We start from the raw sequence: 23,903 nt of genomic DNA, 5'->3' as shown, positions 1-23,903 counted from the left end.
TATGAGCCTTCTGTTCGCTGCGCCACACGCCCGGGCGTGGCGTCGCCCGACGACCACGGCGCGCGCCGGCAACCGCCACACGTAAGCCCGAGACACGGCACACGTGTGGTATGAGCGAGACGGCGAACGCAGACCTCTACCGCGACACCGTCGCGTTGCTGCAGCCCGGCGACGTGACGCTTGCGGGGGCAGTCATCCACACCACGTACGACAACGACGAGGAGAGCAAGCTCCACCAGCTCACGCTCGACGCCGGCCAGGTCGTCGCCGACCACGTCGCGGACGGCGACACGTACGTGTACTCGGGCAACGACGACAGCGACTTCGGCGTCAATCAACACCAGGGCCGCATCCTCGACGACGACGCGTTCGTCTGGGAGTGCCAGCAACTCCTCCGGGACGGGGCGTTCGCCGTCGTGTTGTACTGGGAGGCCACCGACGACCACGCTGCCATCCTGGACGGCATCCGTGACTGCGACGGCGTGACGTCCGTCGTCGCCGTCACCGAGGACGGCTTCGAGGCGTAGCCGATTCCAGCGATCCGGGATGGAGTCGGGCTGTTTATTTACCGCGACTCCTGACGTACGGGCATGGATATCGGGGATTTGGACGACCGGGATCGCGCCGTCCTGAACGCGTTTCAGGGGGGGTTCCCGGTCGTGCAGCGCCCGTTCGAACCCGCGGCCGAGGCGCTCCGGTCCCGGGGGGTTGAGTTCTCCGCGACGGAGCTCCGCGACCGGGTTCGGACACTCGACGAGAACGGGGTATTGACGCGGTTCGGCGCGCTCATCAACGCCGAGGAGATCGGCGGCGCGGCCTCGCTTGTGGCGATGCACGCGCCCGAGCACCGCTTCGACGAGATCGCGGACACCGTCAACGACATCCAGGCGGTGGCGCACAACTACGAGCGCGAACACCCGCACCTGAACATGTGGTTCGTGGTGTCGGTCGCCGACCGCGAGGTCGCGGACGTGCTCGCGGAGATCGAAGCCGAAACCGGCCAGGAGACGTACAACCTCCCGAAACAACAGGAGTTCCGCGTGGAAGCCAAGTTCCTCGTCGACGGCCCCATCCCGGACGGCGATATCGACCTCTCGCATCTCGGGACGACCCCCGAGCCGACCGGCCGGGACACGCTCACCCCGGCCGAGCGCGACCTCGTGGTGGCCGTTCAGGACGGGCTGCCGGTCGTGGAGACGCCGTACTGTGCGGTCGCCGACGACATCGGCCGCGACCCCGAGTGGGTGGTGGCGACGCTGCGCCGGTTCAACGAATCCGGGATGGTGCGCCGCGTCGGCGTGATCCCCAACCACTACGCGCTGGGGTACACGGAAAACGGCATGACCGTCTGGAACGTGCCCGATGACGCCGTCGACGACGTCGGCCCGGCGGTCGCGGGGCTGGACTTCGTGACCCACTGCTACCAGCGCCCCCGCCACGACGGCGTCTGGGAGTACAACTTCTTCGCGATGACACACGGCCGCAGCGAGGCCGAAAGCGAGGCGCGCGTCGAGCGTGTCCGGTCGGTGATGGACGACCACTGGGACGTCACTGACGACGACTGGGACACCCTCTTTTCGACGCGCATTCTGAAGAAAACCGGCATCCGGCTGGACGAGCGCGCGGACGCGAACACGGAGTGACCGCGCCATGATCCCGCTACTACACGACTTCCACGGGGCGTCGGTCCTGGTGGTCGGCGGCGGAGCCGTCGGCGCCCGGAAGGCCCGGCGGTTCGCCGCCGAAGCCGACCGGGTCGTGGTGGTGTCGCCGGCGTTCGGCGACCGCGAGTTCGGGGACGCCGACCGCATCCGGGCCGCCCCCGACCCCGATGGGGCGGCCGACTGGGTGGCCCGCGTCGACCCGGCGCTGGTGGTCGCGGCGACCAGCGACAGCGACGTGAACGCGGCGTTCGCGGCCGCAGCCCGCGACGCGGGCGCGCTCGTGAACCGCGCCGACGTCGCCGGGGATCGGGACCACAGCGGCGACGTGGTCGTCCCGGCGACGGCCGGCGATCCGCCGGTGACGATCGCCGTGTCGACCGGCGGGCGCAGCCCCGCGCTGTCCAAGCACCTGCGGGAGCGCATCGACGAGGAGTTCGCGGGGGCCGGCGGGATGGCGGTGTTGACCGGGCGCATCCGGGAGGACCTTCGGTCGACAGGGTTATCACCCGCTGAGCGACGGGACGCAGTGCGCGCCGTCGTCCGCTCGACGCCGGTTTGGAAGGCTTTACGTACGGGAGATGCCAACCCTCGAGTGAGAGCCGAGGCCGCCGTTGTGCGAGCCGTCGGCGACGTAGATTGGTCGACATGAATGGGAACACTGGTGTCGTCTCTGGCGTTCGCGTCTCGCACGAGACGGCCTCACTAGATGAACTGGCTGCCGCCAGCGCCGCGTCCACGGAGGCGGCGTTGGACGCGCTGCTGGAGCAGCCACCAGTCGAGGAAGCGTTCGTGCTCCAGACGTGCCACCGCGTGGAAGCGTACGTCGTCACCGCCGATCAGGCGTCGGGTCGCCGTGCGCTCGGTGGGGCCGGATTCAACCCCGCGGGGGGCGGGGCGATCTCGATGGGGCATGAGGACAGCCTCCGCCACCTGCTTCGCGTGGCGGCGGGTCTCGAATCGCTCGTGGTCGGGGAGGACCAGATCCTGGGACAGCTCCGAGACGCCTACGACGCCGCCAAAGACGCGGGCGGCATCGACCACGTGCTCCGGGAAGCCGTGACCAAGGCGATGCACGTCGGGGAGCGCGCGCGCACCGAAACCGCGATCAACGAGGGCGCGACCTCGCTCGGCACGGCGGCCGTGCGCCTCGCCGAGCGGAAGACGCAGCTGGCCGACGCCCGGGCTGTCGTCGTCGGTGCCGGCGAGATGGGCGCGCTCGCCGCGAAGGCGTTCGCGAGCGCGACCGTCGCGGAGATCGTGATCGCCAACCGCACGCCGGCCCGCGCCGTCCGGGTCGCGGACATGGTGTCGGTGCCCGCCGAAGCCACGACGCTGGCCGACGCCCGCGGGCGTCTCGACGCCGCGGACGTCGTGGTCACCGCCACCGGCAGCCCCGAGCACGTGCTCCCCGCCAGCGCGTTCGCGGACGCCGGTGACACCGTGGTGGTCGATCTCGCACAGCCCCGCGATGTCGCGCCGGGCGCTGGCGGCCACGACGGCGTTGCCGTCCACGACCTCGACGACCTGGAGGCGGTGACGGCGGCGACCCGCGAGCGCCGCGAGGACGCCGCCCGCGAGGTCGAGGCGATGATCGAAACCGAGTTCGAGCGGCTGCTCACCCAGTACAAGCGCAAGCGCGCCGACGAGGTGATCGCGCGCATGTACGAGAGCGCCGACCGCCTCAAAAGCCGGGAGGTACAGACCGCGGTCCACCGCCTGGAAGCCGAATCCGGGTCGCTGTCCGCCGACGAGCGCGAGGTCGTGGAGTCGATGGCGGACGCGCTGGTGAGCCAGCTGCTTGCGGCCCCGACGAAGAGCCTCCGGGACGCCGCCGCCGAGGACGACTGGTCGACGATCGCGACCGCGCTCGAACTGTTCAACCCCGAATTCGAGGACGGCATGCCGTTCGACGCGTCGCGCGGCGGGGACGCGGCGTCCGCCGAATCCGAGGACTGACACTGTCTGGTGGGTCTCCTGTCCGCGTAGGGTTATAGGGCTGGCTGGCGTTCGTCGATCCGTATGTCCGACCGACTCGACGACGACACGATCAGCGACCGGCTGCCGGACGACTGGACCCACGATGGCGACGCGATCACCCGCACGTACACGTTCGAGGAGTACCTGGACGGCGTGGCGTTCGCATCAGAGGTCGGCGACCTCGCCGACGAGGCGTTCCACCACCCCGAGATCACGATCCGGTACGACGAGGTCGAAGTGCGGTTCACCGACCACGAGGCCGGCGGGGTCACGAGCCAGGACATCGAGTTGGCGCGCCGAACCGACGACCGCCGGTAGCCACAGCCGGCCCCGGAACGCTCTTCGGGCGTGGGTCCATACCCCCGGCTCCGATGGCACCGCCAGTCGACGATTACGACGTGTGGCTGTTCGATCTCGATGGGACGCTCGTCGACACGGAGTGGTCGTACACCCGGTCCGTGTTCGATCAGGTCGGCGACCGACTGGGCGTCGAGTTCACCGACCAGCACGCCGAACGCCTCTGGCACGGGATCGGCGGCACCCGCGACCACTACCTCCGGGCGTGGGGGATCGACCCCGAGGCGTTCTGGCCGGCGTTCCACGCCGTCGAGGATCCGATGGCGCGCGCCGAAGCCACGTATCTCTACGAGGACGCACGCCCGCTTGGCGGCCTCGATGCGCCGACCGGCGTGGTGACCCACTGCCAGTCGTTTCTCACCGACCCCGTTCTCGATCACCTCGACATCGCGGACTGGTTCGACGTGGTGGTGAGTTGCACCGACGACACCGGCTGGAAGCCGGACCCACAGCCGCTCCGGGTAGCGCTTGGCGGCCTCGACGCGCAGCCCGACGCGGCCGGCGTGTACGCCGGTGACGCCGTCAGTGACGTTGGCGCGGCGAAAAACGCCGGCCTGGACGCGGTTCACGTCGAACGTCACTCCCCCGGGAAGCGCGGTCACTGCGTGCTCGGCGATCACCGCGTGTCGTCGTTCGCGGACGTGTTCCCGTCCGGCGATGGGGACGCCTGAGCGCCCCGCCTGGGTGGCGCGCGCACCCGCCGATACCACCGGGTTTAACGCTTCGCCGTTCTAACCGTCTGGCATGTCCCGCTTGCGCGACGCGCTGGGGAACTTGCCTGACGCCGTGTTCGTCGACGTGCACGAGGGCGCCGACGCGTACCGTTACGTCGTCGACGTTGCCGGTGTGACACCGTCGACCGTCGATGTGAGTGTGGCCGGGCGCACCGTCTCTATCGAGGCCCACCGCCGCAAATCGGTGCCGTCGGCGTTCGAGTACCGCCGCGAGGACCGGTCGCTGTTCGTCGACGCGGAGCTCCCCCTGCCGTCGGACACGACCGCCGACGGCGCAACGGCATCCGTCTCGAACGGCGTGCTCACCGTGTCGCTGCCCAAGCGCTCGTCGTCGGACCACCACGTTCCAGTCGAGGGGTGACCGGTGGCGGTACTCAGGTCCTATCGACGGTTCGTTGTCGTGGTCTGGCAGTTCCTCCCCCTGCTGTGGGGGTGGCTGCGCGACCGACGCCGGTTCGTCGCCTTCGGCGGGAGCCGCCGCGTCACCGCCGAGATGCGCCGCGAGCGCGCCCGGATCCTGCTCGACGCGCTGTTGACGCTCGGCCCGACGTTCATCAAGCTCGGGCAGCTGTTGTCGACGCGCCCGGACGTGTTGCCCACCGAGTACATCGAGGAACTCGCGGAGCTGCAGGACCGCGTGCCACCCGCCGACTGGGCGGAGGCCCAACGCGTCATCGAGGACGAACTCGGCCCCGTCGACGACGTCTTCGACGCGTTCAACCGGGAGTCGATCAGCGGCGCGAGCCTCGGGCAGGTGTACACCGCCGACGTGGACGACCAGCAGGTCGCGGTGAAGGTCCGCCGCCCCGGGATCGAATCGCTCGTCGAAGCCGACTTGCGCGCCATCCGGTGGTCGATCCCGATCGTCGTGCGGTTCGTCGGCCAAGGCCAGGCGTTCAGCCTGGAGAACCTGGCCGACGAGTTCGCGAAAACCATCCGCGAGGAGATGGATTACAGCCGCGAGGGCCGCATGCTCACGGAGATCCGCGCGAACTTCGCGGACGAGCCCGACATCGTGATTCCGACCGTCTACGAGGAGTACTCGAGCGACCGCGTGTTGACGATGCAGTACATCGAGGGGACGAAGATCTCGGACGTAGACACCCTTGAGCGCCGCGGCGTCGACCGCTCGCAGGTCTCGGAAACGCTCGAACGCGCGTACCTCCAGATGATCATCGAGGACGGCGTGTTCCACGCCGACCCCCACCCCGGGAACCTCGCGGTCCAGGACGACGGCAGCATCGTGTTCTACGACTTCGGGATGAGCGGGCGCGTCGACTCGTTCATCCAGGACAAGATCGTGGAGTTCTACGTCGGCGTTGCGAACCAGGACATCGACGCCATCCTGGACGCGCTCATCGACATGGGCACGCTGTCCCCGGAGGCCGACCGCGCGGTGATGGCTGATGTCATGGAGCTGGCCATCCAGGACGCCCGCGGGGAGAACATCGAGACCTACCGCGTCCAGCAGATCGTCGGGAAAGTCGAGGACACCATCTACGAGTTCCCACTGCGGCTGCCGCCGAACCTCGCGCTCGTGCTCCGTGTTGCGACCGTCGTCGAGGGCGTGTGCGTCACGCTCGACCCGGAGTTCGACTTCATCACCGTCGCCACCGACTACCTCGCCGAACAGGGCTACCGGGAGGAGTCCATCAGGCAGTTCGCCGCGGGCACCGCCGAGGAGTTCCAGGCGGCGGCCACGTCGGTGCTGCGAGTGCCCCCGAAGCTGGAGCGCGCACTCGACAAGGTCGAACGCGAAGACCTCTACGTGCGCGCCGACCTCGAGGACAGCAACCGCGTCATCGACGCGCTGGCGCGGCGGGTCGTGCTCGGACTCGTGTTGGCGACCAGCGTCCCCACGACGGCGTTTCTCTACGTGACGGCGGACGTGACCGCCGCCGCCATCTCGGGGGCGTTCACCGCCGCCGTCGGGGCCGCACTCTACAAGACGTTCCGGCGACGCAACGGCCTGCAGGCCAGCCCGCAGTTCACCCGCCAGAACCTCCGGGAGCGCGACGGCGACGGCGACGACGGCGGGACGGCGCTGGCGCGCAGCGGCAGTCAGATCGAGGCCGACGACGCCGGCACAGCGACGAACGGCGACTGATCGCCGGGAGCGCTGGATACTTGCTTCCAGCGAGCCCCGAACAACGTGTGTACCTTGCTGATGCGGCGTGGCCCGAGCTCGGTGACTACTTCGACGCGGAATCGCTGGCGCTCGTGCCCCTGGGTTCGACCGAACAGCACGGCCCCCACCTGCCGGAGTCCACCGACCACCGGATCGCGGAGGCGTTCGCCCGCACGGTCGCCGACCGCACTGGCGTTCTCTGCACGCCACCCGTGAACGTCGGCGTCAGTCCCCATCACCGACAGTTCCCGGGGACGATGTGGGTCGAGCCACCGGTGTTCCGGGACTACGTGGCGTCGTTCACGCGCAACCTGGCGTTCCACGGCATCGACCGCGTCGTGTTCGTGAACGCCCACGGCGGGAACGTCTCGCACCTCCGCGAGGTCGGCCGCCGGCTGCGCGACGAGGGCACCCTCTACGCGGTCGAGTGGATGTGGGACGAATCCATCCCCGAACTCGTCGACGAGGTCTTCGACCAGAACGGCCCCCACGGCGGCCCCAAGGAGACGGCGCTGATGCAGTACCTCGACGGCGAGCACGTCCACGACGACCGCCTCGAAGACGCCCGGGACGGCGGCGTCGCCAGCGTCGCCGACGCCGACACGATCAAGCACGGCTCCCGGACGTTCTACGACGCCATCGACAACACCGACAACGGCGTGCTCGGCGACCAGACCGACGCCACCGCCGAAACCGGCGAACGCCTGTTCGAGGCCGCAAGCGACCAGCTCGTCCAGCTCTGCGAGTGGCTGGACGCACAGGCGTTCGCGGACCTGCTGCCCGAGCCCCACGTTTCGACGTGACCGCGGCCGGCCACCGAATCGCGTGTACCGCCTGGTAGCCGCCCGCTCCGTCGCCAGTCCGTTCCAAGAGGTTTATACTACGTAGGCGAGAATCCCGGGGCATGGCGAAAGAGCAGAAGGAAGTGCGTGACCTGCAGGAAGGCAACTACGTGATGATGGAGGACGCCGCCTGCCAGATCAACGCGTACAGCACCGCGAAACCCGGCAAGCACGGCAGCGCGAAAGCCCGCATCGAAGCCGAGGGCGTCTTCGACGGCAAGAAGCGATCGCTCAGCCAGCCCGTCGACGCGAAGATCTGGGTGCCGATCGTCAACCGAAAGCAGGGCCAGATCGTCTCCAAGGAGTCCGACACCGTCGCGCAGGTCATGGACCTCGAAACCTACGAGACGGTGACCATGCAGATCCCCGGTGAGCTCGACATTCAGGCCGACGAGAACATCGAATACCTCGAATTCGAGGGGCAGCGCAAGATCCTCCAGGAGTAGCGCATGTTCCCTGGCGCCAGCACCGCCGACGAGTCGAACCCCGGAGCCGACGCCGACTACGTCGTCGTTGGGGCGCCCCTCGACGTGTCGACGTCGTTCCAGCCGGGCACCCGTTTCGGCCCCGGTGAACTCCGGACGTACGCCGCGACCTTCGAGGACTACCACCACCGGACGGGCACGCACTTCTCCGCCCTCTCGGTCACTGACTACGGCGACGTGCGCGCGTGGAACGACGTGCCGGCGTACCTCGAATACCTCAACGGCGTCGTCACCGACATCTCGTGGAACGACGCCACGCCGCTGCTCGTCGGCGGCGAGCACACGGTGACCGTGGCGGCGGTTCGCGCCCTGGACCCGGACGTGTTCGTGGCCCTGGACGCCCACCTCGATCTGCGCGCTGCCCTCGACGGTGATCCGCTGAGCCACTCGACGGTGACGCGCCACGCCCTCGACGTGGCCGACGAAGCGATCGTCGTGGGCGCACGCGCCGGCTCCGAGGAGGAGTGGGAGCGCGCCGCCGACTCTGACGTGACCGTGATCGAGCCGAGCGCTGTCGCCGACTGGACGCCGGCGTTCGGCGACGCGGACGTGTACCTGAGCGTGGACATCGACGCCGCCGATCCGGGGTACGCGCCGGGCACCGGGACGCCGGAGCCGTTCGGGATGTCGCCACGGGAGCTCCGGGCGGCCGTGCGCGCAGTCGCCCCGCACGCTGTCGGGTTCGATGTCGTGGAGGTCAACGACCGGGACGACGGCCAGGCCCCCACCCTCGGCGCGAAGCTGCTGCGCGAGTTCGTGCACACGCACCACGCCGACGGGTAAAAGACCCCGGCGGCCGGTTGGGTTCGCATGGACGTTTCCGACGTCACCAGCCGATACAACGACCGACTGCGTGTCACCGACTACGCCGACGCCGCGACCAACGGCCTCCAGGTCGGCCCCGAGGATCGCAGTGTTGAGCGCATCGCGTTCGCCGTCGACGCCGCCGCTGCCACGATCAGCGACGCCGTCGAGTGGGGGGCGGACCTCCTGGTGGTCCACCACGGCGTCGCTTGGGGCGGCCTGGACGCGGTGACGGGCCGCGAGTACGACCGGATCGCTGCGCTCGTCGACGGCGAGTGCGCGCTGTACGCCGCCCACCTCCCCCTCGACGGACACCCGGAACTCGGGAACGCAGCCCACGTGGCCGACGTGCTCGGCCTCACACAGCGCTCGCCGTTCGGCGACCACAGCGGCGAGCAGATCGGTCTCCAGGGCCAGCTCCCGGACCCGACGAGTGCGGCCGCGCTCTCCGAGTCGCTCGCCGCAGCGCTGCCCACGGGCGACCAGCCGGTACAGGTGCTTGACGTCGGGCCGGCGGAGTTGACCGACGTGGCCGTCGTCACCGGCAGCGGCGCGGACTGGCTGCGAGAGGCCGAGGCCAACGGGGTGGACGCGCTCGTCACCGGCGAGGGGAAAGGAAAACTCTACCACGAGGCCCGCGAAGCCGGCGTGTCAGTGTTCCTGGCGGGCCATTACGCGACCGAAACGGGAGGGGTGCGTGCGCTCGAAGCGGTCGCCGACGACTGGGGAGTCGAGACCCGGTTCATCAGTCACCCCACGGGCCTGTAGCCATCGCGGCGAATATTGCCGGCTGTGGCCGCTGAGACGGCACACGAAGTGTAAACGCTTTTTGCCAGTATACACCTAATACCCAGTACATGGGGTCCGGATTAGTCGCACGAATCAGGGGGAGCTACGGCACGAAGCTCACCCTCGCGCTGGTCGTCGTTGTTGTGCTCTCTGTTGGGGTGGGGACGTTCGTCTACCAGCAGACGACAACGCAACTCGAAACCGACGTTCGGGCCGACCTCACCGGGTCGGCAGACGCCCGCGCCGATCACCTCGACGCGTGGCTGTCGAACGCCCGCGGGCAGACCCAACTGGCATCACGCCATCCCGTGCTCGCATCCGGCAACGACACGGCAATCACACGCTATCTCGAAGGGCTTGCGGCAAGCGACGAACGCCCCGATGGCGTCGTCGCCGCCCACGTCTACAACACCTCGACGACAACCATCGAGGCCAGCTCCGCCGACGCGTTCACCGGCGTGAACCCCCGCGAGCAGGGCGCGCCGTTCGCCACCGACCCGCCGTCGTTTGCGACCACCAGCGACGTTGTCGTCGCAGCACCGTTCACCGTTCCGGCGGCCGACTTCCCCGTGCTCTCGGTGCTCTCGCCGATCCCTGGCACCACCGATAAGGCCCTCATCTACATGGTGAACGTGAACACGCTCACCGACGACTTCGGGCAGAACGTCGCGGGAAGCACCACCACCGTCGTTTCCGCCGACGGCACGTACGTCTCACACCCCGACCAGGACCGCGTTCTCACCGGCCACGACGGCCCATCGCGGCTCCTCGACCAGTCGCGCACACAGCCCGCCTACATCGACGCCAACGGCACCGTGACGGCCGCCGCCCCCGTCGACGGCGCGCCCTGGTCGGTGCTAGTGCGCGCTCCACACGACCGCGCGTTCGCGCTCGGTGACTTCGTGGCGTCCAGCCTCGTCGGTCTCGTACTCATCACGATCGTGAGCCTCTCACTGATCGGTGTCACCGTCGGCTCGACCACGGTCACCGCGCTCCGCCAGTTCTCCCGGCGCGCCGACGAAATGGCCGCCGGCGACCTCGACACCGACATCGACACCAGCCGCAACGACGAGTTCGGAACCCTCGCGGAGTCGTTCCGATCCATGCGGGACTCCCTGTCGGAATCCCTGACCAACGCCGAACGCGCGACGGCACGCGCCGAGGACGCCCGTGAGGACGCCGAACAGCAGCGCGCCGACGCTGAAGCCGCCCGCGAAGACGCCGAAGCCGCCCGCAAGGACGCCCAAGAAACCGCTCGCGCCCTCGAATCCGCGGCCGCCGACTACGAGGCCGCGCTCACGGCGGTCGCCGACGGCGACCTCACGCGCCGCGTCGACGCCAGCCGCGACCACGACGCAATGGCGCGCATCGGCCACGCCCTCAACGACATGCTCGACGACATCGAAACCAGCGTCGCCGCCGCAACGGCGTTCTCGGATCACGTCTCGGACGCCGCCCAACGGGTCGAAGCCGACGCCGGCGACGCCATCGACGCCGGAACGGACGTCTCGACCGCCGTCGACGAGATCTCCGACGGCGCAACCGAGCAGACCGACCGTCTCCACGAGGTCGCGGGTGAAGTCGATGACCTCTCGGCCAGCGCCGAAGAAGTCGCCGAAACGGTCGCCTCGCTGGCCGACACCGCCGGGCAGGCCGCCAGCGCGGTCGACGACGGCCGCCAGGCCACGGAGGACGCCGTCGAGACGATGGACGACGTCGCCGACGACGCCGAAGCCGCCGCCGACGCGATGGACGCCCTCGACAGCGAGATGGCCGACATCGGGGAGATCGTCGATGTCATCGCCGACATCGCCGACCAGACCAACATGCTGGCGTTGAACGCCTCCATCGAGGCCGCCCGCACCGGCGCTGACGGCGACGGGTTCGCGGTGGTCGCCGACGAGGTCAAAACGCTCGCCGAGGAATCCCGGGACGCCGCCGAAGACATCGAATCACGGCTCCTCGCGCTCCAAGGCCAAGTCAGCGACGTCGCCGACGAGATGCGCGCCACAAGCGACACCGTCTCCGACGGCCGAGCGACGGTCGGCGACGCCGCAACCGCGCTCGACGACGTCGTCTCGTTCGTCGCCGACACGGACACCGCCGCCGGCGAAATCCGAGCCGCCACCGACCGCCAAGCACACGCCGCCTCCCGCGTCGCAAGCGCCGTCGACGAGGTCGCCGGCATCAGCCAGGAAACCGCCGCCCAGGCCACTGCGGTCGCCGACTCGGCCGCCACCCAAACCGACACCCTGTCGTCGGTCGACGACGCCGCCGCCGACCTCGCGGACCGCGCCGCAGCCCTCGACGACCTGCTCGCCGAGTTCGACGCCCACGACGACACCGAACCGGAGGACTACTGATATGGCACTCACGACATGGTTTTGGGTCGGCGCTGTCGGCATGCTCGCTGGCACCGTCCTCCCGATCCGGGACTGCATCCGACACCCATCGCATCGCCGCTATGACCTCGTACTCGCCGGCATCACCGGACTGGCCGCCATCGCGTACACCACGATGGGGCTGGGCATCACCGCAACCACCGTCGGCGACCGCACCGTCTACCTCGCGCGGTACATCGACTGGCTGGTCACAACCCCGCTGATCGTGTTGTACCTCGCGATGCTCGCCCGCCCCGGCCACCGCACGTCCGCCTGGCTGCTCGCCGCCGACGTGTTCGTCATCGCCGCCGGGATCGCCGCCGCGCTCACCACGGGCGTGCAGCGCTGGCTGTTTTTCGCCGTCGGCGCTGCCGGCTACGCCGCGCTCCTGTACGGCCTCCTGGGGACGCTGCCGCGCGCGCTCGGCGACGACCCCCGCGTGCGCTCGCTGTTCGTCACGCTTCGCAACATCACGGTCGTCCTCTGGACGCTGTACCCCGTGGTCTGGCTGCTGTCCCCGGCCGGCATCGGCATCCTCCAAACCGAGATGTACACCATCGTCGTGGTCTACCTGGATTTCATCTCGAAGGTCGCGTTCGTGGCGTTCGCCGTGCTCGGTGCCGACGCCATCAGCCGCCTGGTCGCCGCCGACGCCGCCGCGCCGGCCACCACGGAACCAACGCCGGACGGCGACTAACAGCGGGTCCAGACCAGCAACGTCTTTCCGCTGTCCGCCGTGCTATCGACTGGCCGATGACGACACCACCGGGCCGACCCGGGGTGGCTCCCGTGGGACGACGAGCCCTATGAGTGCCGAGGCCGAACTATTACCGACCCTTCATTTCCTCCGTCAATCGTAGAACGATAGAGTAGATGCCAGGACGCTGACTACCAAATAAACAAAAAAGGTCAGTCCGCTAGATCGTCCTGGATCTGGCGGAACTGATCTAGCGCGGCTTGCAGATTCTCGGTTATATCGTCGGCCAGAACCTCGGGCTCCGGCAGGTCCTCGACGTTCTGGATACTGTCGTCTTCGAGCCAGAAGATGTCAAGATTGACCTTATCCCGTTCGATGAGTTCCTCGTACTCGTATTTCTTGAACCGCTCCGATTCCTCGCGTTCTTCGCGGTTCCCCGGCTTGTAGCACTCGATGAAGTCCTCCAGATCGTCGTACGTGAGAGGGTTCCGCTTCAGCGTGAAGTGCTTGTTCGTCCGGAGGTCGTAGTACCAGACTGCGTCCGTGTGTACATCCTCGCTGGCTGGCTTCTTGTCGAAAAAGAGCACGTTTGCCTTCACACCCTGAGCGTAGAAGATCCCGGTTGGGAGGCGAAGGATCGTGTGGAGGTTGAAGTCATCGAGAAGGCGTTGGCGTATCGTCTCACCAGAACCACCCTCGAATAGCACGTTGTCCGGAACGACGACAGCAGCCTTACCGTTGATCTTGAGCAGCGTGGTAATGTGCTGTAGGAAGTTTAGCTGTTTGTTGGATGTGGTCGTCCAGAAGTCATCACGCTCGTAGGTCTGCTTCTCGGTAGAGGTCGAGCCATCATCTGCTAGGACGGTGTAGCTGCTCTTCTTCCCGAACGGTGGATTCGTGAGAACCATATCGAACCGCTCCCCGGGGTCAGAGATGAGGCTGTCATTCACGGTGATAGGACTCTCTTCGCCATCGATCCCGTGAAGGTAGAGGTTCATCACGCAAAGCCGAGCAGTGTTATCAACGATCTCCCATCCTCGGAACGTGTCGTGCTGGAGTTCGTCTTTCTGATCCTTGGTGAGGTTGTAGTTATCGACGATGTAGTCGTGAGCGGAGAGGAAGAAACCGCCAGTCCCACAGGCCGGGTCACAGATGTCATCGCTCGGTTCGGGCTGCATCACTTCGACCATTCCTTTAATGATCGGTCGAGGCGTGAAGTACTGGCCAGCACCGCTCTTCACGTCCTCTGCGTTTTTCTGTAGAAGTCCTTCATAGATTTCGCCCTTAATGTCTACATCGAGGCCGATCCAGGTTTCTTCGTCAATTAGCGAAATGAGTCGATTAAGTTTTGCCGGGTCTTGTACTCGATTCTGGGCCTTACGGAAGATGATTCCGAGGATACCTTCCTCGTCCCCCAGCTCTTGCAGTGTACGACGATAGTGTCGCTCCAGTTCATCGCCCTCTTTTTCAACCAACTGTGACCAGGAGAATTCCTCAGGAACCTTTGATTCCTTGTTGAGTGGTGGGTTGGAGCGCTCCTCATCCATCTTTAGGAAGACGAGGTACGTGAGCTGCTCTACGTAGTCGCCGTAGCTCACTCCGTCATCTCGGAGGACGTCACAGTAGTTCCACAGCTTGTCTACGATTTGTTTTGAGTTATTAGACATCGTTGAGTGTAACTTGTTTGGTAGTTTCTTCTTGCTCGTTCGTTGTACTATTTTGTGAGAGGGAACCTTTCATCCCTTGTCTTAATACCGACTGACGAAGCTTATTCGCTCTCTCAAGATTTTCGCTCAGTGCTGTTTCTGTTGCGTCCAATATAGTAGTCGTTCGATCTAACTCAGAGATAATCTCTAACTGCTCTTTTTTTGGCGGGAGTGGTACAGGAATATCTTTCATAGTCCGCTGACTGACAGTATTCTGACCAGCACTCGAAGTCTTGTTTAGACTAACGTATTTCCTCACTATCTGTGTGTCAAAATATTCAGATATGTATTCGGGAGATGTGAGTTCCTCATTAAGCGTAAAACGAATAAAGTGGTCACAGAAGGCCCAATCCTCCTGTTCATCAAATACAGTCATTCTTCCAACAATCTCATCACTGCCATTGACACGGACGCAAAGTAAATCTCCTTTTTGTAAGAGGAACTTGTTTCGCTCTTTTCCCGTCATTTTTATATCACGAGGGTCGCTTGGATCTATTTCTTGAGAATCATCCAAATCGGACAATCGAAGAACATGGGTCGGTGTGCCTGTCTCCCCACTTCGCTTTGAAAATCCGTTTCGAGACGATTCTAACAGGTTTCCGAACCGAACCCATATCCAGCCATCTGGTATCTCGAACGACTCAAGATCGTGTTTATCAGCAAACTCACTGATTGAAACTTCCGAATCAATTTGCCTATTCCTCTGTTTAGGAGAGTCACCAACCCGGCTACGCCAATTTCCGGTCATCTTTCCGGAGACTGCGGCCCGACGACTAGCGTGTCGATACATGTCAATTTGGCTTTTCGAAGTGATTAGCTCATTCTTTCCCACCTCGATTTTTGAACTAAGCTCATCAATTCGGTTGATGATACTACGCTGTTCATCTAATGGGGGAACAGGGATTTTATATTGATACAATGAATCCGAGTTGATGCTTGCAACAGTAGTCCCATCTTTTGAACAGTCGCGCAATATTTCTCCCTCAAATGCTTCAAGGAATGCAAGAATAAATTCAGGAAGAATATCATCAGATGGAACTATTCCCTTGATATCCTGATTAATACTTGCTTCAACTTCCGTTATTGCTGCTGGAAGAGAATGCTCCAGAATCCCACTCCGAGTAACTACTAATACAGAGCCCTTGGGAAGGGGGTTGCTATTTGTTTCATTTAAAGCTTGCTCGGTGATTTGATCCTCCGTTTTTTCAATGGTTGATTTTTTCATATCCTTAGGAGAGACCCAGGGTATAGTACCGCCTTCCCAGTAGCTTGGGTTAGATTTCTTAGGTGTGCTCCCCCCCTTCCATTCACCTAGCTCACTCAATGAACGCCAGCTCCAGTGTGTGGGTATCTCAATATCAACCATGGGTCAACTCTTCGTTCAGTTCGCTTATCATTGGCTCAAGTTCATCTCCGAAGACGCTATACGCACGGACAGCACCCCCTCGCTGATTAAATGGAGGTCCCTCCAGGTCCTCTAGTTCCAGTTCAACAGATGACTTGATGTGGTCTTTAATCATACGAAGCCATCTAAGTTGTTCTTCGGTGAAATTCTCCCGACTCTGTTCATCGAGCCATTCCTCGAACCGCTCATCAACGGTCTTTGAGTACGGCTCTAGGTGGTCAATCTGCTCCAGTTCGTATCTGACCAGCGAAATCACATCTGCTAACACCACCTCTGAACGGGAACTCTCCTCCGCAGTCTCATCGAGATGTTCGTAGGCGTTCCAGATGCGCTCTGGCGTGAGGTTATACGGTGGTTTTTCCAAGGCCTCAACCAACTCTTTCACCTCGTCATATGACAGCCCCTCCCCATACGGCTGGCCATACATCATCTGGAGTGCTGTAATCTCGTCCTTGTTCTCCTCGATGAACTCCTCGAACGTATCGACAACTGCTTCGGCTTGTTCTTTCGCCTGCTCGTCGAGTTCAGCAGAGATGACTTCGTCCTGACTGACAGTGTCGATGATCTGCTTCTGCTGCTCATCAACGATCAGCAGTGTTTCGCGGAAATCATCGTCCTCGTAGATCTCGCACGCTTCTTGGACTAGCTCGTCTCTTGCGGCCTGAATCTGATCATCAGTCGGGGCCTCGGTATCGAACATCTCTTTCGCCCGAGTCTCCTGCTCGTCTGGGTCTGCAGCATCGAGCAAGTCGTTGATCAGGCCACGAAACTCTCCGTCTGCAGCTTCCTCGACCTCCTCTATCTGACTGGGCGTCCACCGATTCTGTCGACGCGCTAGGCGGCTGGCAAGCGTCTCCAGCGTATCGTCATCCCGTTCTCCTTCGGCCACGTCTTCGACGAGGGTATCGAAGGGCGTACTCCGACTCCGGTTCATCGAGTGGGAATCGGTTTTATCGCTCTGGCAGACCCCGACCGCGTCAACGATGAGGAAGTGATCCTTCCCGTTGGCGTCAGGAGTCACAGACTGGATGTCGTCCTTCGAGATCGTCCGTGTTCCTCGGCCCTTCATCTGCTCGAAATAGGTCCGGGAGCTGACGTTCCGCATGAACATGAGGACCTCCAGCGGTTTGATATCGACTCCAGTGGAGACCATATCGACCGAGACCGCGATGCGCGGGTTGTACGAGTTGCGGAATTCCGAGATCAGGTCGTCGGGATCCTTGCCGGTCGTTTTGTAGGTGATCTTCCTGCAGAAGTCGCTCCCCTTCCCGAACACGTCTCGGACAATCCGAGTGATGTCCTCTGCGTGCGAGTCATCTTTAGCGAAGATCAGCGTCTTCGGGACGTGCTCTCGGTCCGGGAATAGCGTATCGAGGTTGTCCCGGTATGTGCGTATGATCGTCCGTATCTGATCCTCAGCTACGATGTCCTTGTCTAAGTCAGAGGCGTCGTACCGGAGGTCATCATCGAGTTCCTTCCACTGTCGGTCACGGGTCCGCTTGTCCCGCTCATCTACGATATGGCCTGATTCGACCTCCTCACCGCGCTCCGAGATTCTCGTCTGGATGCGGAAGACGTCGTATCCGACGTTCACCCCGTCTGCGACGGCACGTTGATGAGGGTATTCGGTGACGAGGTTCTGGTTGAAGAACGCGAACGTCTCCTTCGCCGGAGTGGCGGTGAGGCCAATGAGACGCGCGTCGAAGTACTCTAGCACCTGTCGCCAGAGGTTGTAGATCGACCGGTGGCTCTCGTCAGTGACGATGAAGTCGAACGTCTCGATGGGTACATCCGGATTGTAGCTGACGGTCTTAGGCGTCTCCTCGTCATAGTCCGCCTCGTAATCCGATATCTCCTCGGCTTCCTCGTCTAATTCCTCGTCCTTGAGGATAGAGTACATCCGCTGTATCGTAGAGATGCAGACCTTCGAGACGTCATCAATCGCGTTCGACGTCAGATGCTGGACGTTGTAGAGCTCGGTGAACTTGCGACCGTCACCCGGAACAGGGAACTGCTGGAACTCCTTCTTCGTCTGTCTGCCCAGGCTCTTCCGGTCCACGAGGAAGAGTATCCGGTCGGCGTCGGCGTGTTTGATGAGGCGGTACGCCTCCATCGCCGCCATGTACGTCTTCCCGGACCCAGTGGCCATCTGGACTAGCGCCCGTTGGTCACCGCGCTGTAGCGAGCTTTCGAGCCCCTGGATCGCCTCGTATTGGCAGTCACGCAGGCGGCCCTGCTCCAGTTCCGGCAATTGGTTCAGACGCGATTGGAGGCTTCCTTTTCGAAGCCAACGAGATAGCGTCTTCGGCTGGTGGAATGCGAAGACTCGTCGAGGTTTCGGATCCTCTTCCCGTATATCTCGAATGAAAGTCTGGATTCCTGTACTCTCATAAGCGAAAGGGAGTGGATCCTTGACGTACTCGTAGCCCTCTGGGAACCCTTCTATGTACTTTTGCGACTGCACTTCGACACCGCTGAGCGTGGTTCCGACCGGTTTTGCCTCAATGACACCCACGGCCTGGCTGTCGACGAATAGAAGATAATCTGCATCTCCCGTCTTGACTGGGAACTCACGGACAGCAACTCCTTTGGAGGCACTTACATCTATATCTGAGAAGTCTTGAATTTCCCACCCGGCATCTCTGAGGAGTTCGTCAATCTCCTCACGAGCTTTCTCTTCGGGCTTTAGGTTCCTATCCGCCATTGTCATATTATATTTCACTCGGGGTATAAGTGCTCTTCCGACAGTCACTCTCAACAATACCTCACAAAGAGCGGAAACCAGCAAGTGTATAGACGAGGCTTGAGGAGATTTGAAACGAGATTTAACTGTGATTCGGAGGGCAGGATGGTAGAGATTGTAAATGTCGTCGCGTCCGGTGCTCTAGATGTCGAGCTTGACTTGAAACGCCTCGCTGACGATATTGGTGAGCCGGTCGCTCGCTACGACCCGGATAAGTATCCGGGGATGTACCTCCGATTCGAGGAAGACGCGCCACTGATAACGGTCTACAGAACGGGGAAATTCATCATCACCGGCGCGGACTCCGAGGACGAATCGTACTCACTCCGAAAGCAATTTCTGAATCTCTTCTCCGATATGGGCGTCATCGAGGAACCGGAGGACGAGTGGTTCGCTATTCAGAATTATGTCTGTACGGCTGAATTGGGACAAAGCCTCAATCTGAACGCCCTCGCTATTGGGTTAGGTCTTGAGAAGACCGAGTATGAGCCTGAGCAGTTCCCAGGTCTCATTCATCGACCAGAGGGTGCGGATGGCGTTGTCTTACTCTTCGCTACGGGCAAGGTGGTTATCACGGGGTGCCGGACTCTAGAGGCAGCCGGGGATATCTTTGTGGACTTGACCGAGACGGTCTCTGAATTGTTGTAGGAGTTGCTCGCTTCGTAATCACCTCTACTTGGTTTGAATAGCGTAGGGCGTAACGGGACTCAGACGCTAACACATCGCTCCCGAGTCTGAATATCAGTCATACTCTAGACGGTGGACTCGGTCGACAGGCGAAGGACTGTACGCTGAGTACTGTTCTTCTGAGGACGTCCAGAAATCGAGTTCTGGAGATTAAGTAAGTAATTTGATATTCGTTCCGGGCGTCTCTCTGAATAGGTCCTACTGGCGCTGCTAGTTCCAGCAGTGACAGCTTGGGCCGGTGATTACGATGACTGATTCAGACAACGACCAGCAAGACGAATCGAGCGGCATCCAGATAGGTAGCGTCCATATCGGGCCGATAGAGTACCGCTTCCTCAAACTCGCCATCTATTCTGTCGTTGGGTTGTTCATCTGGACGTATCTCCTCCTGCTGTACATCTACCTCTCTATCCGTCGATTCAACAAGAATCTCGCTAAGGTCTCAAGGCGAGCTTCGAGAACAGTACGAGATGAGTACGAAGCTGGGTACGAGGAGGGAGAGTCTGAGGACTGATTCAGGCGCAAAGGGTTGAGAACAGCGGGCAGGTTTCCAGTGCTGTGACAAAGACACGGTTTACGAAGCGACGAGAGTGAATCATTATTGACGGAGAAAACCTCGCTCAGACCACCGATAACAACGACCTGAGTGCTGGTCTCTGGAAAAAGAAATTCTGCTGAACTTTGTCTAAGGGAGAGTCGTTATGACGACTCTGTTACGTCTTCTTGACCGGAGCGATGACGTGGTGGGCGCGATAGTGGTCGCCCTCCTGAATCACCGCGAGTCGCTGGTCCTGCCCGCTCTGAAGCTCTACTTTGCCGTCATCAAGGCTCTTTGCGACCTGAGCAAATGCCTCTCCGTACGCATTTTTGAAGTCAGGCCCCTGAACATCCGAGCTGAGAACGCCGCTGACGCCGCCGCCATTCTTATTGTTGAGGTCGATGCAGAAGTCACCACCCTCAACTTTAATCTCGAATGAGTCGCCGTGGTTGACCTCCATCCCGGCCTTTGTGATGCGCATTAGGGCGTCCGTCTTCGTTTGAATGACAGTTGGTACTGGGCTGCCGCTAATACAGAGCCGACCGTTTGAGTTGAACAGGTTTGTAACTCCCGTTGGGAAGCGGTTCTTCGCACGGTTCGCAGTCGGACATTGTCGAGTTTGTTTCAGCCCTGCCTCGGCTGTGTAGCTCTGTGCGTACCCACGATTGTCGACTGAGTGGAATTCGATATGGAGTAGAGGCGGGGAATTGCCGTTGTTCTTCTGACGCTGGTTCAGAAGGAGCTTCAGTCCCTCCTGCATCTTGTAGGGGTTGACGATTGCATTGACAGTCTCTCCGTTTGTGACTGTGAGGCCGTCGAAGTATTCGGATTGGTAGTCTCCGTAGGTGATTGCGCCTTTTGCAGAGTTGTAGGCAATCGTCTCGACCTGGTCGTTGCTGATTCGGAGCCGAATCTCAGGATGGTAGGAGTTGTATCGGCCGTCCGGTCGGAGCCCGGCGTGCTCTAGAAGCTCTTTCATTTGCGTTGGGCGAACGTCGATTTTTGCTTTTAGCGGTGGCTGTTGAGCCTGTGTTTTGGTGCTCATATTTTATCTGGGCAGATGTTTTGCCCGTTTGAGAAAAATTGATGAGTACGTATATATTTAACTCCAAAATCGCTGTGGAACCTTTGGACAGAGCGCTTGTAACCTTTGGAATCGACATTTTACCATTCCAAAGGTTATAAGCGCGAATTAGTATAATATTCCTTACTATATGTACTTAAGATTTATACTAAGAATTCTCGCACGACAAATTCAGTCACCTAATTCTGCGTAACGTCGATGTCGCCACGATTACAGAATCACTCTCAAAGTAATGGACTACGCCGAGGTGACGAAATGCATTATCATACTATTATAATAGTATAGAGGGGGACTCGTACACCTGCTTCTATTATTCTGGTTCGGGACTGGTACTGTTTCTGAGTTTACGTAGCATATGCTCTCTCTTTTGCTCAGTCCACTCTTCGTCATCCAACAGCTCGTCTAGATACTCTTTTTCTCTTGCATAGAATGCGTAGAGTTCGGGTTTGTCAGCTATCCAGTATTTGTGTACTCCACGCTGTTCATATCTAGCATATCCCATTCGCTTGAGTTCTTGAAGTACATTCAGGACTTGGCGGTCCTCACGAGTCGTGTACTCTGATTCGACTATTTCCTTAGTTCTAGCTTCACCATCTAATTCGGCGAACGCTCTAACGACACTGATGAATGTCTCAAATAGAATCCCACCGCCATTGCTTCTAGCCATCTAATCTCTTATTGGCCCTGACACGATAATAATTCTACTCCGTAGAGGCTGTACACCGTGTATATTCTATTGCAGATGTGGAGAGCACGCAGGAAGACGTTCATAATGAGTGCACTTCCGTGGGTTCCCCTATTTATACTATATTATAGACAGTCACTTATCGACCCTCTTCGCAACCAGATACGGTCCCTCATACACCTCAAGAATCCCTTGGAGGTCATCGAGGTTAGGAGTCGTCGGCTGACTCAACTCCCATCGAATCCAATCCTCAAACCCCTCCTCGATGCTTTCGACCACATCGCCGTCTTTGATGATACCGAGGTCGTGTAGCTCGCCGGCATGGTACATCTGAAAGAGAACCCGCATCGGTCTACTCCTCATCCTCTGCCAGCGGGACGGCGTTGATGTAGTGGTTATTCAATGCCCGTCTTAGGTGGTCCTCATCATCCAAATCATACGCTCCTTCTATTGTCGCCTCCAGTTCGCCAGTTGGGTCCTCGACTATTTCACCGTCAGCAATCTTCCCGAGGACATCCCAGTCGTCCCTCTCTTCGTTGAGTCCAAAAATGAGCAATGCCACGCCAAATCACCGTATCAATAATCGCTCTGTTTCATCATAAGACTCCCGAGCAACAGACTGATTCAGTCTCTGTTGGTCTGTAACGGCGTGGAGGTCCTAGCTGAGAGAACTGAGAACGCGTTCATCAGCAATCGAATACCAGTCATCATCGAGAGCAACAATCCGTTCTTTGGAGCAATCACGTACACCAGGGGACACCTATCGATTGATAGAGAAAATATCAGGACGTCCCGGTCAAAGCCAGCATCAGACTGAGTGTTACCTATCAGGAGTAGAGAGCCGTTCGATGACGATTAAGAGTCAATCTATTCGGTTTGCTCAGAAATACGTGAGCAGTCGAGGGACTACTACCAGCGTACAGTCTTTGGGATTCAGAGCGAGGTGTCGAGCCCTGACTCTTCGACCCAGTCGAGGTATGCGGCGTCGTTCAACTCCTCGACGACTCGCCGGGACTCTTCGCTATCGTAGCCTGCCATCACATACCCATTCGAGTACGAGGCAGCCAGATACCGGAGCAGTTCTCGTCCATCCGTGTACTCGCTGATGATTGGGTCGCGTTCGTCCTGAATCCGGTCTCGGAGAGATTCGGCGGTCGGCGTCCCGCCCGACACCTCACCCTCAATCGTAACGCGTGCTACCTCCTCAGGGTCTTCCCACGGGTTTCGGTAAATAATGACTTCGACCAACTGTCCATCCTCGTTAGAGTCCAATTTCCTTGATGCAGTTCAGGTACTCTTCTTTCGCTTCGTCACGGTCTACCCTGGTGTAGATATCCATCGTCTCGGTCTTAGCGTCTCCGCGGATGTATTTCAGAATGTACGGCTTCATTCCTTGTTTCCGCATTAGCGTAGTGAACACGGTGCGGAAGGTGTGAGGTGTGAATTTCTTCTCGAACCGTCGTTCTTCTTTGGGGGCGACGCCGGCGCGGTCGGCAGCGGCTTTCACTTCCCGTCGAATCCGCTCTTTCGAGAGCCGTCCTCCTTTGTTGCTTGTGAAGAGATATGGCGAATCCAAATCGGCGTTGACAAACTGATAGCGTTTGATTGCGTAGATGGTCTCGTCATCGATTGGGACGACAGTCTGTTTACCTCCCTTGCGCTCTCGGAGTCGAATGAATCCCTTCTCGAGGTCGACGTCGTCCTCTTCGATGGAGAGAACTTCAAGCAGTCGAGCACCGGTCTTTGCGAGGATGATGGTGACGGTCTTGTCTCTCGGGTCTGGGATGGCGTTGATGAGTTTACAGGCATTCTCCCACGTCGCACAGTCCGGCCGGTCAGGCCGAATCCGGGGTATCTCCTCCATCACGACGGCAGCGGGATTACTGGTGATTCCCTCGAACTGCGGCCGTTTCATCGTATAGCCGTAGAAGCTGGAGAGGACTTCCAGGTACTTCTTTTTCGAGTTCTGGGAGACGCCGCGTTCCGTGAGCGCCATTAGATAGTCTTCGACGTGGCGAATCTCGACTTCGCTAGGTGAGAGCTCCGGGAATTGGTCGTGGAAGAACTCACGCAGGATGCGACTGTACGAGTTGAGCGTTCTTTCGCTCCGGCCGGTCGCGTGCTTTCGAGTAATGAAGTAGTTGATTTCGTCGTGCTTGTTGTCGTAGACTTTCGATGAACCAGGTTCGGCTCCCAT

General features: G+C 61.1%; 25 protein-coding genes. 16 read left to right on the top strand and 9 right to left on the bottom strand.

Features of this window, described 5'->3' with window-relative positions; genetic code table 11:
- The first annotated feature begins 110 nt into the window (after window positions 1-110).
- From JRZ79_RS20170 to sop2, 14 genes are all read left to right on the top strand, one after another.
- The gene (locus tag JRZ79_RS20170) at window positions 111-527 is read left to right on the top strand and encodes a DUF5778 family protein (protein WP_010903299.1); all 417 of its coding nucleotides are present in this window, start codon (window positions 111-113) and stop codon (window positions 525-527) included.
- A 63-nt stretch (window positions 528-590) separates the two neighbouring features.
- Entirely contained in the window at window positions 591-1,643 is a 1,053-nt protein-coding gene (locus JRZ79_RS20165; protein WP_205252069.1) for an Lrp/AsnC family transcriptional regulator, read from the top strand.
- 7 nt (window positions 1,644-1,650) lie between these two features.
- Complete coding sequence (locus JRZ79_RS20160) at window positions 1,651-2,313, top strand: bifunctional precorrin-2 dehydrogenase/sirohydrochlorin ferrochelatase (protein ID WP_231546309.1); 663 nt, start codon at window positions 1,651-1,653, stop codon at window positions 2,311-2,313.
- A complete protein-coding gene (gene hemA / locus JRZ79_RS20155; protein ID WP_010903296.1) occupies window positions 2,310-3,620 on the top strand; it encodes a glutamyl-tRNA reductase in 1,311 nt (436 codons plus the stop codon). Before JRZ79_RS20160 ends, hemA begins: the two co-directional genes overlap by 4 nt.
- Before the next feature lie 63 nt (window positions 3,621-3,683).
- On the top strand, window positions 3,684-3,959 hold the full coding sequence (locus JRZ79_RS20150) for a 4a-hydroxytetrahydrobiopterin dehydratase (protein WP_231546308.1): 276 nt from the start codon (window positions 3,684-3,686) through the stop codon (window positions 3,957-3,959).
- A 53-nt stretch (window positions 3,960-4,012) separates the two neighbouring features.
- The gene (locus tag JRZ79_RS20145) at window positions 4,013-4,669 is read left to right on the top strand and encodes an HAD family hydrolase (protein ID WP_231546307.1); all 657 of its coding nucleotides are present in this window, start codon (window positions 4,013-4,015) and stop codon (window positions 4,667-4,669) included.
- Window positions 4,670-4,742: 73 nt separating this feature from the next.
- Complete coding sequence (locus tag JRZ79_RS20140) at window positions 4,743-5,093, top strand: Hsp20/alpha crystallin family protein (protein WP_231546306.1); 351 nt, start codon at window positions 4,743-4,745, stop codon at window positions 5,091-5,093.
- 3 nt (window positions 5,094-5,096) lie between these two features.
- Window positions 5,097-6,839 (top strand): AarF/ABC1/UbiB kinase family protein, encoded by a 1,743-nt coding sequence (locus JRZ79_RS20135; protein ID WP_231546305.1) that lies wholly within the window; start codon window positions 5,097-5,099, stop codon window positions 6,837-6,839.
- 47 nt (window positions 6,840-6,886) lie between these two features.
- Window positions 6,887-7,663 (top strand): creatininase family protein, encoded by a 777-nt coding sequence (locus JRZ79_RS20130; RefSeq protein ID WP_205250946.1) that lies wholly within the window; start codon window positions 6,887-6,889, stop codon window positions 7,661-7,663.
- Window positions 7,664-7,764: 101 nt separating this feature from the next.
- The gene (locus tag JRZ79_RS20125; RefSeq protein WP_010903290.1) at window positions 7,765-8,148 is read left to right on the top strand and encodes a translation initiation factor IF-5A; all 384 of its coding nucleotides are present in this window, start codon (window positions 7,765-7,767) and stop codon (window positions 8,146-8,148) included.
- Between the two features lie 3 nt (window positions 8,149-8,151).
- A complete protein-coding gene (speB, locus tag JRZ79_RS20120) occupies window positions 8,152-8,970 on the top strand; it encodes an agmatinase (protein WP_231546304.1) in 819 nt (272 codons plus the stop codon).
- 27 nt (window positions 8,971-8,997) lie between these two features.
- Window positions 8,998-9,759, top strand: coding sequence for a Nif3-like dinuclear metal center hexameric protein (locus JRZ79_RS20115; protein ID WP_231546303.1), 762 nt, complete (start codon window positions 8,998-9,000; stop codon window positions 9,757-9,759).
- 89 nt (window positions 9,760-9,848) lie between these two features.
- Window positions 9,849-12,143, top strand: coding sequence for a sensory rhodopsin II transducer Htr2 (gene htr2, locus JRZ79_RS20110; RefSeq protein WP_231546302.1), 2,295 nt, complete (start codon window positions 9,849-9,851; stop codon window positions 12,141-12,143).
- 1 nt (window position 12,144) lies between these two features.
- The gene (gene sop2, locus JRZ79_RS20105; protein WP_205250943.1) at window positions 12,145-12,858 is read left to right on the top strand and encodes a sensory rhodopsin II; all 714 of its coding nucleotides are present in this window, start codon (window positions 12,145-12,147) and stop codon (window positions 12,856-12,858) included.
- Window positions 12,859-13,070: 212 nt separating this feature from the next.
- Here sop2 and JRZ79_RS20100 read toward each other — a convergent pair whose 3' ends face one another.
- The 3 genes from JRZ79_RS20100 to JRZ79_RS20090 are packed head-to-tail and all read right to left on the bottom strand — an operon-like array spanning window position 13,071 to window position 18,673.
- Window positions 13,071-14,525 (bottom strand): class I SAM-dependent DNA methyltransferase, encoded by a 1,455-nt coding sequence (locus JRZ79_RS20100; RefSeq protein WP_269751340.1) that lies wholly within the window; start codon window positions 14,523-14,525, stop codon window positions 13,071-13,073.
- Window positions 14,518-15,930 carry a restriction endonuclease subunit S gene (locus JRZ79_RS20095; RefSeq protein WP_231546300.1) on the bottom strand — a complete coding sequence of 471 codons (1,413 nt, stop codon included), beginning with the start codon at window positions 15,928-15,930 and terminating at the stop codon, window positions 14,518-14,520. The genes JRZ79_RS20100 and JRZ79_RS20095 overlap by 8 nt, the downstream gene beginning before the upstream one ends.
- Entirely contained in the window at window positions 15,923-18,673 is a 2,751-nt protein-coding gene (locus JRZ79_RS20090) for a type I restriction-modification enzyme R subunit C-terminal domain-containing protein (protein WP_231546299.1), read from the bottom strand. The genes JRZ79_RS20095 and JRZ79_RS20090 overlap by 8 nt, the downstream gene beginning before the upstream one ends.
- A gap of 144 nt (window positions 18,674-18,817) precedes the next feature.
- Between JRZ79_RS20090 and JRZ79_RS20085 the strand changes: the two genes are divergently transcribed.
- Entirely contained in the window at window positions 18,818-19,360 is a 543-nt protein-coding gene (locus JRZ79_RS20085) for a TATA-box-binding protein (protein ID WP_231546298.1), read from the top strand.
- 286 nt (window positions 19,361-19,646) lie between these two features.
- On the top strand, window positions 19,647-19,913 hold the full coding sequence (locus tag JRZ79_RS20080) for a hypothetical protein (protein WP_231546297.1): 267 nt from the start codon (window positions 19,647-19,649) through the stop codon (window positions 19,911-19,913).
- 199 nt (window positions 19,914-20,112) lie between these two features.
- Here JRZ79_RS20080 and JRZ79_RS20075 read toward each other — a convergent pair whose 3' ends face one another.
- The 6 genes from JRZ79_RS20075 to xerA all read right to left on the bottom strand — a co-directional run bounded on the left by JRZ79_RS20075 (window position 20,113) and on the right by xerA (window position 23,903).
- Window positions 20,113-20,982, bottom strand: a complete 870-nt coding sequence (locus JRZ79_RS20075) for a hypothetical protein (RefSeq protein ID WP_231546296.1) — start codon at window positions 20,980-20,982, stop codon at window positions 20,113-20,115.
- A gap of 349 nt (window positions 20,983-21,331) precedes the next feature.
- On the bottom strand, window positions 21,332-21,688 hold the full coding sequence (locus JRZ79_RS20070) for a hypothetical protein (protein WP_231546295.1): 357 nt from the start codon (window positions 21,686-21,688) through the stop codon (window positions 21,332-21,334).
- 153 nt (window positions 21,689-21,841) lie between these two features.
- Window positions 21,842-22,054: a hypothetical protein gene (locus tag JRZ79_RS20065; RefSeq protein ID WP_231546294.1), complete on the bottom strand. Its 213-nt coding sequence runs from the start codon at window positions 22,052-22,054 to the stop codon at window positions 21,842-21,844.
- 4 nt (window positions 22,055-22,058) lie between these two features.
- Window positions 22,059-22,268 (bottom strand): hypothetical protein, encoded by a 210-nt coding sequence (locus JRZ79_RS20060; RefSeq protein ID WP_231546293.1) that lies wholly within the window; start codon window positions 22,266-22,268, stop codon window positions 22,059-22,061.
- 371 nt (window positions 22,269-22,639) lie between these two features.
- The gene (locus tag JRZ79_RS20055) at window positions 22,640-22,954 is read right to left on the bottom strand and encodes a hypothetical protein (RefSeq protein WP_231546292.1); all 315 of its coding nucleotides are present in this window, start codon (window positions 22,952-22,954) and stop codon (window positions 22,640-22,642) included.
- 13 nt (window positions 22,955-22,967) lie between these two features.
- Window positions 22,968-23,903: a site-specific tyrosine recombinase/integron integrase gene (gene xerA, locus JRZ79_RS20050; protein WP_231546291.1), complete on the bottom strand. Its 936-nt coding sequence runs from the start codon at window positions 23,901-23,903 to the stop codon at window positions 22,968-22,970.

Source organism: Halobacterium sp. BOL4-2 (genome assembly GCF_016917835.2).
Lineage (GTDB): Archaea > Halobacteriota > Halobacteria > Halobacteriales > Halobacteriaceae > Halobacterium > Halobacterium salinarum.
Note: the sequence above shows the minus strand (reverse complement) of the source record. Positions and strands in the feature narration are given on the sequence as shown.

What these genes read in the sequence shown, in the direction of transcription:
- JRZ79_RS20170 (WP_010903299.1), top strand. Translation starts at nt 111, where the DNA reads ATGAGCGAGACGGCGAACGCAGACCTCTACCGCGACACCGTCGCGTTG.
- JRZ79_RS20165 (WP_205252069.1), top strand. Translation starts at nt 591, where the DNA reads ATGGATATCGGGGATTTGGACGACCGGGATCGCGCCGTCCTGAACGCG.
- JRZ79_RS20160 (WP_231546309.1), top strand. Translation starts at nt 1,651, where the DNA reads ATGATCCCGCTACTACACGACTTCCACGGGGCGTCGGTCCTGGTGGTC.
- hemA (WP_010903296.1), top strand. Translation starts at nt 2,310, where the DNA reads ATGAATGGGAACACTGGTGTCGTCTCTGGCGTTCGCGTCTCGCACGAG.
- JRZ79_RS20150 (WP_231546308.1), top strand. Translation starts at nt 3,684, where the DNA reads ATGTCCGACCGACTCGACGACGACACGATCAGCGACCGGCTGCCGGAC.
- JRZ79_RS20145 (WP_231546307.1), top strand. Translation starts at nt 4,013, where the DNA reads ATGGCACCGCCAGTCGACGATTACGACGTGTGGCTGTTCGATCTCGAT.
- JRZ79_RS20140 (WP_231546306.1), top strand. Translation starts at nt 4,743, where the DNA reads ATGTCCCGCTTGCGCGACGCGCTGGGGAACTTGCCTGACGCCGTGTTC.
- JRZ79_RS20125 (WP_010903290.1), top strand. Translation starts at nt 7,765, where the DNA reads ATGGCGAAAGAGCAGAAGGAAGTGCGTGACCTGCAGGAAGGCAACTAC.
- speB (WP_231546304.1), top strand. Translation starts at nt 8,152, where the DNA reads ATGTTCCCTGGCGCCAGCACCGCCGACGAGTCGAACCCCGGAGCCGAC.
- JRZ79_RS20115 (WP_231546303.1), top strand. Translation starts at nt 8,998, where the DNA reads ATGGACGTTTCCGACGTCACCAGCCGATACAACGACCGACTGCGTGTC.
- htr2 (WP_231546302.1), top strand. Translation starts at nt 9,849, where the DNA reads ATGGGGTCCGGATTAGTCGCACGAATCAGGGGGAGCTACGGCACGAAG.
- sop2 (WP_205250943.1), top strand. Translation starts at nt 12,145, where the DNA reads ATGGCACTCACGACATGGTTTTGGGTCGGCGCTGTCGGCATGCTCGCT.
- JRZ79_RS20100 (WP_269751340.1), bottom strand. Translation starts at nt 14,525, where the DNA reads ATGTCTAATAACTCAAAACAAATCGTAGACAAGCTGTGGAACTACTGT.
- JRZ79_RS20095 (WP_231546300.1), bottom strand. Translation starts at nt 15,930, where the DNA reads ATGGTTGATATTGAGATACCCACACACTGGAGCTGGCGTTCATTGAGT.
- JRZ79_RS20090 (WP_231546299.1), bottom strand. Translation starts at nt 18,673, where the DNA reads ATGGCGGATAGGAACCTAAAGCCCGAAGAGAAAGCTCGTGAGGAGATT.
- JRZ79_RS20085 (WP_231546298.1), top strand. Translation starts at nt 18,818, where the DNA reads ATGGTAGAGATTGTAAATGTCGTCGCGTCCGGTGCTCTAGATGTCGAG.
- JRZ79_RS20080 (WP_231546297.1), top strand. Translation starts at nt 19,647, where the DNA reads ATGACTGATTCAGACAACGACCAGCAAGACGAATCGAGCGGCATCCAG.
- JRZ79_RS20075 (WP_231546296.1), bottom strand. Translation starts at nt 20,982, where the DNA reads ATGAGCACCAAAACACAGGCTCAACAGCCACCGCTAAAAGCAAAAATC.
- JRZ79_RS20070 (WP_231546295.1), bottom strand. Translation starts at nt 21,688, where the DNA reads ATGGCTAGAAGCAATGGCGGTGGGATTCTATTTGAGACATTCATCAGT.
- JRZ79_RS20065 (WP_231546294.1), bottom strand. Translation starts at nt 22,054, where the DNA reads ATGCGGGTTCTCTTTCAGATGTACCATGCCGGCGAGCTACACGACCTC.
- xerA (WP_231546291.1), bottom strand. Translation starts at nt 23,903, where the DNA reads ATGGGAGCCGAACCTGGTTCATCGAAAGTCTACGACAACAAGCACGAC.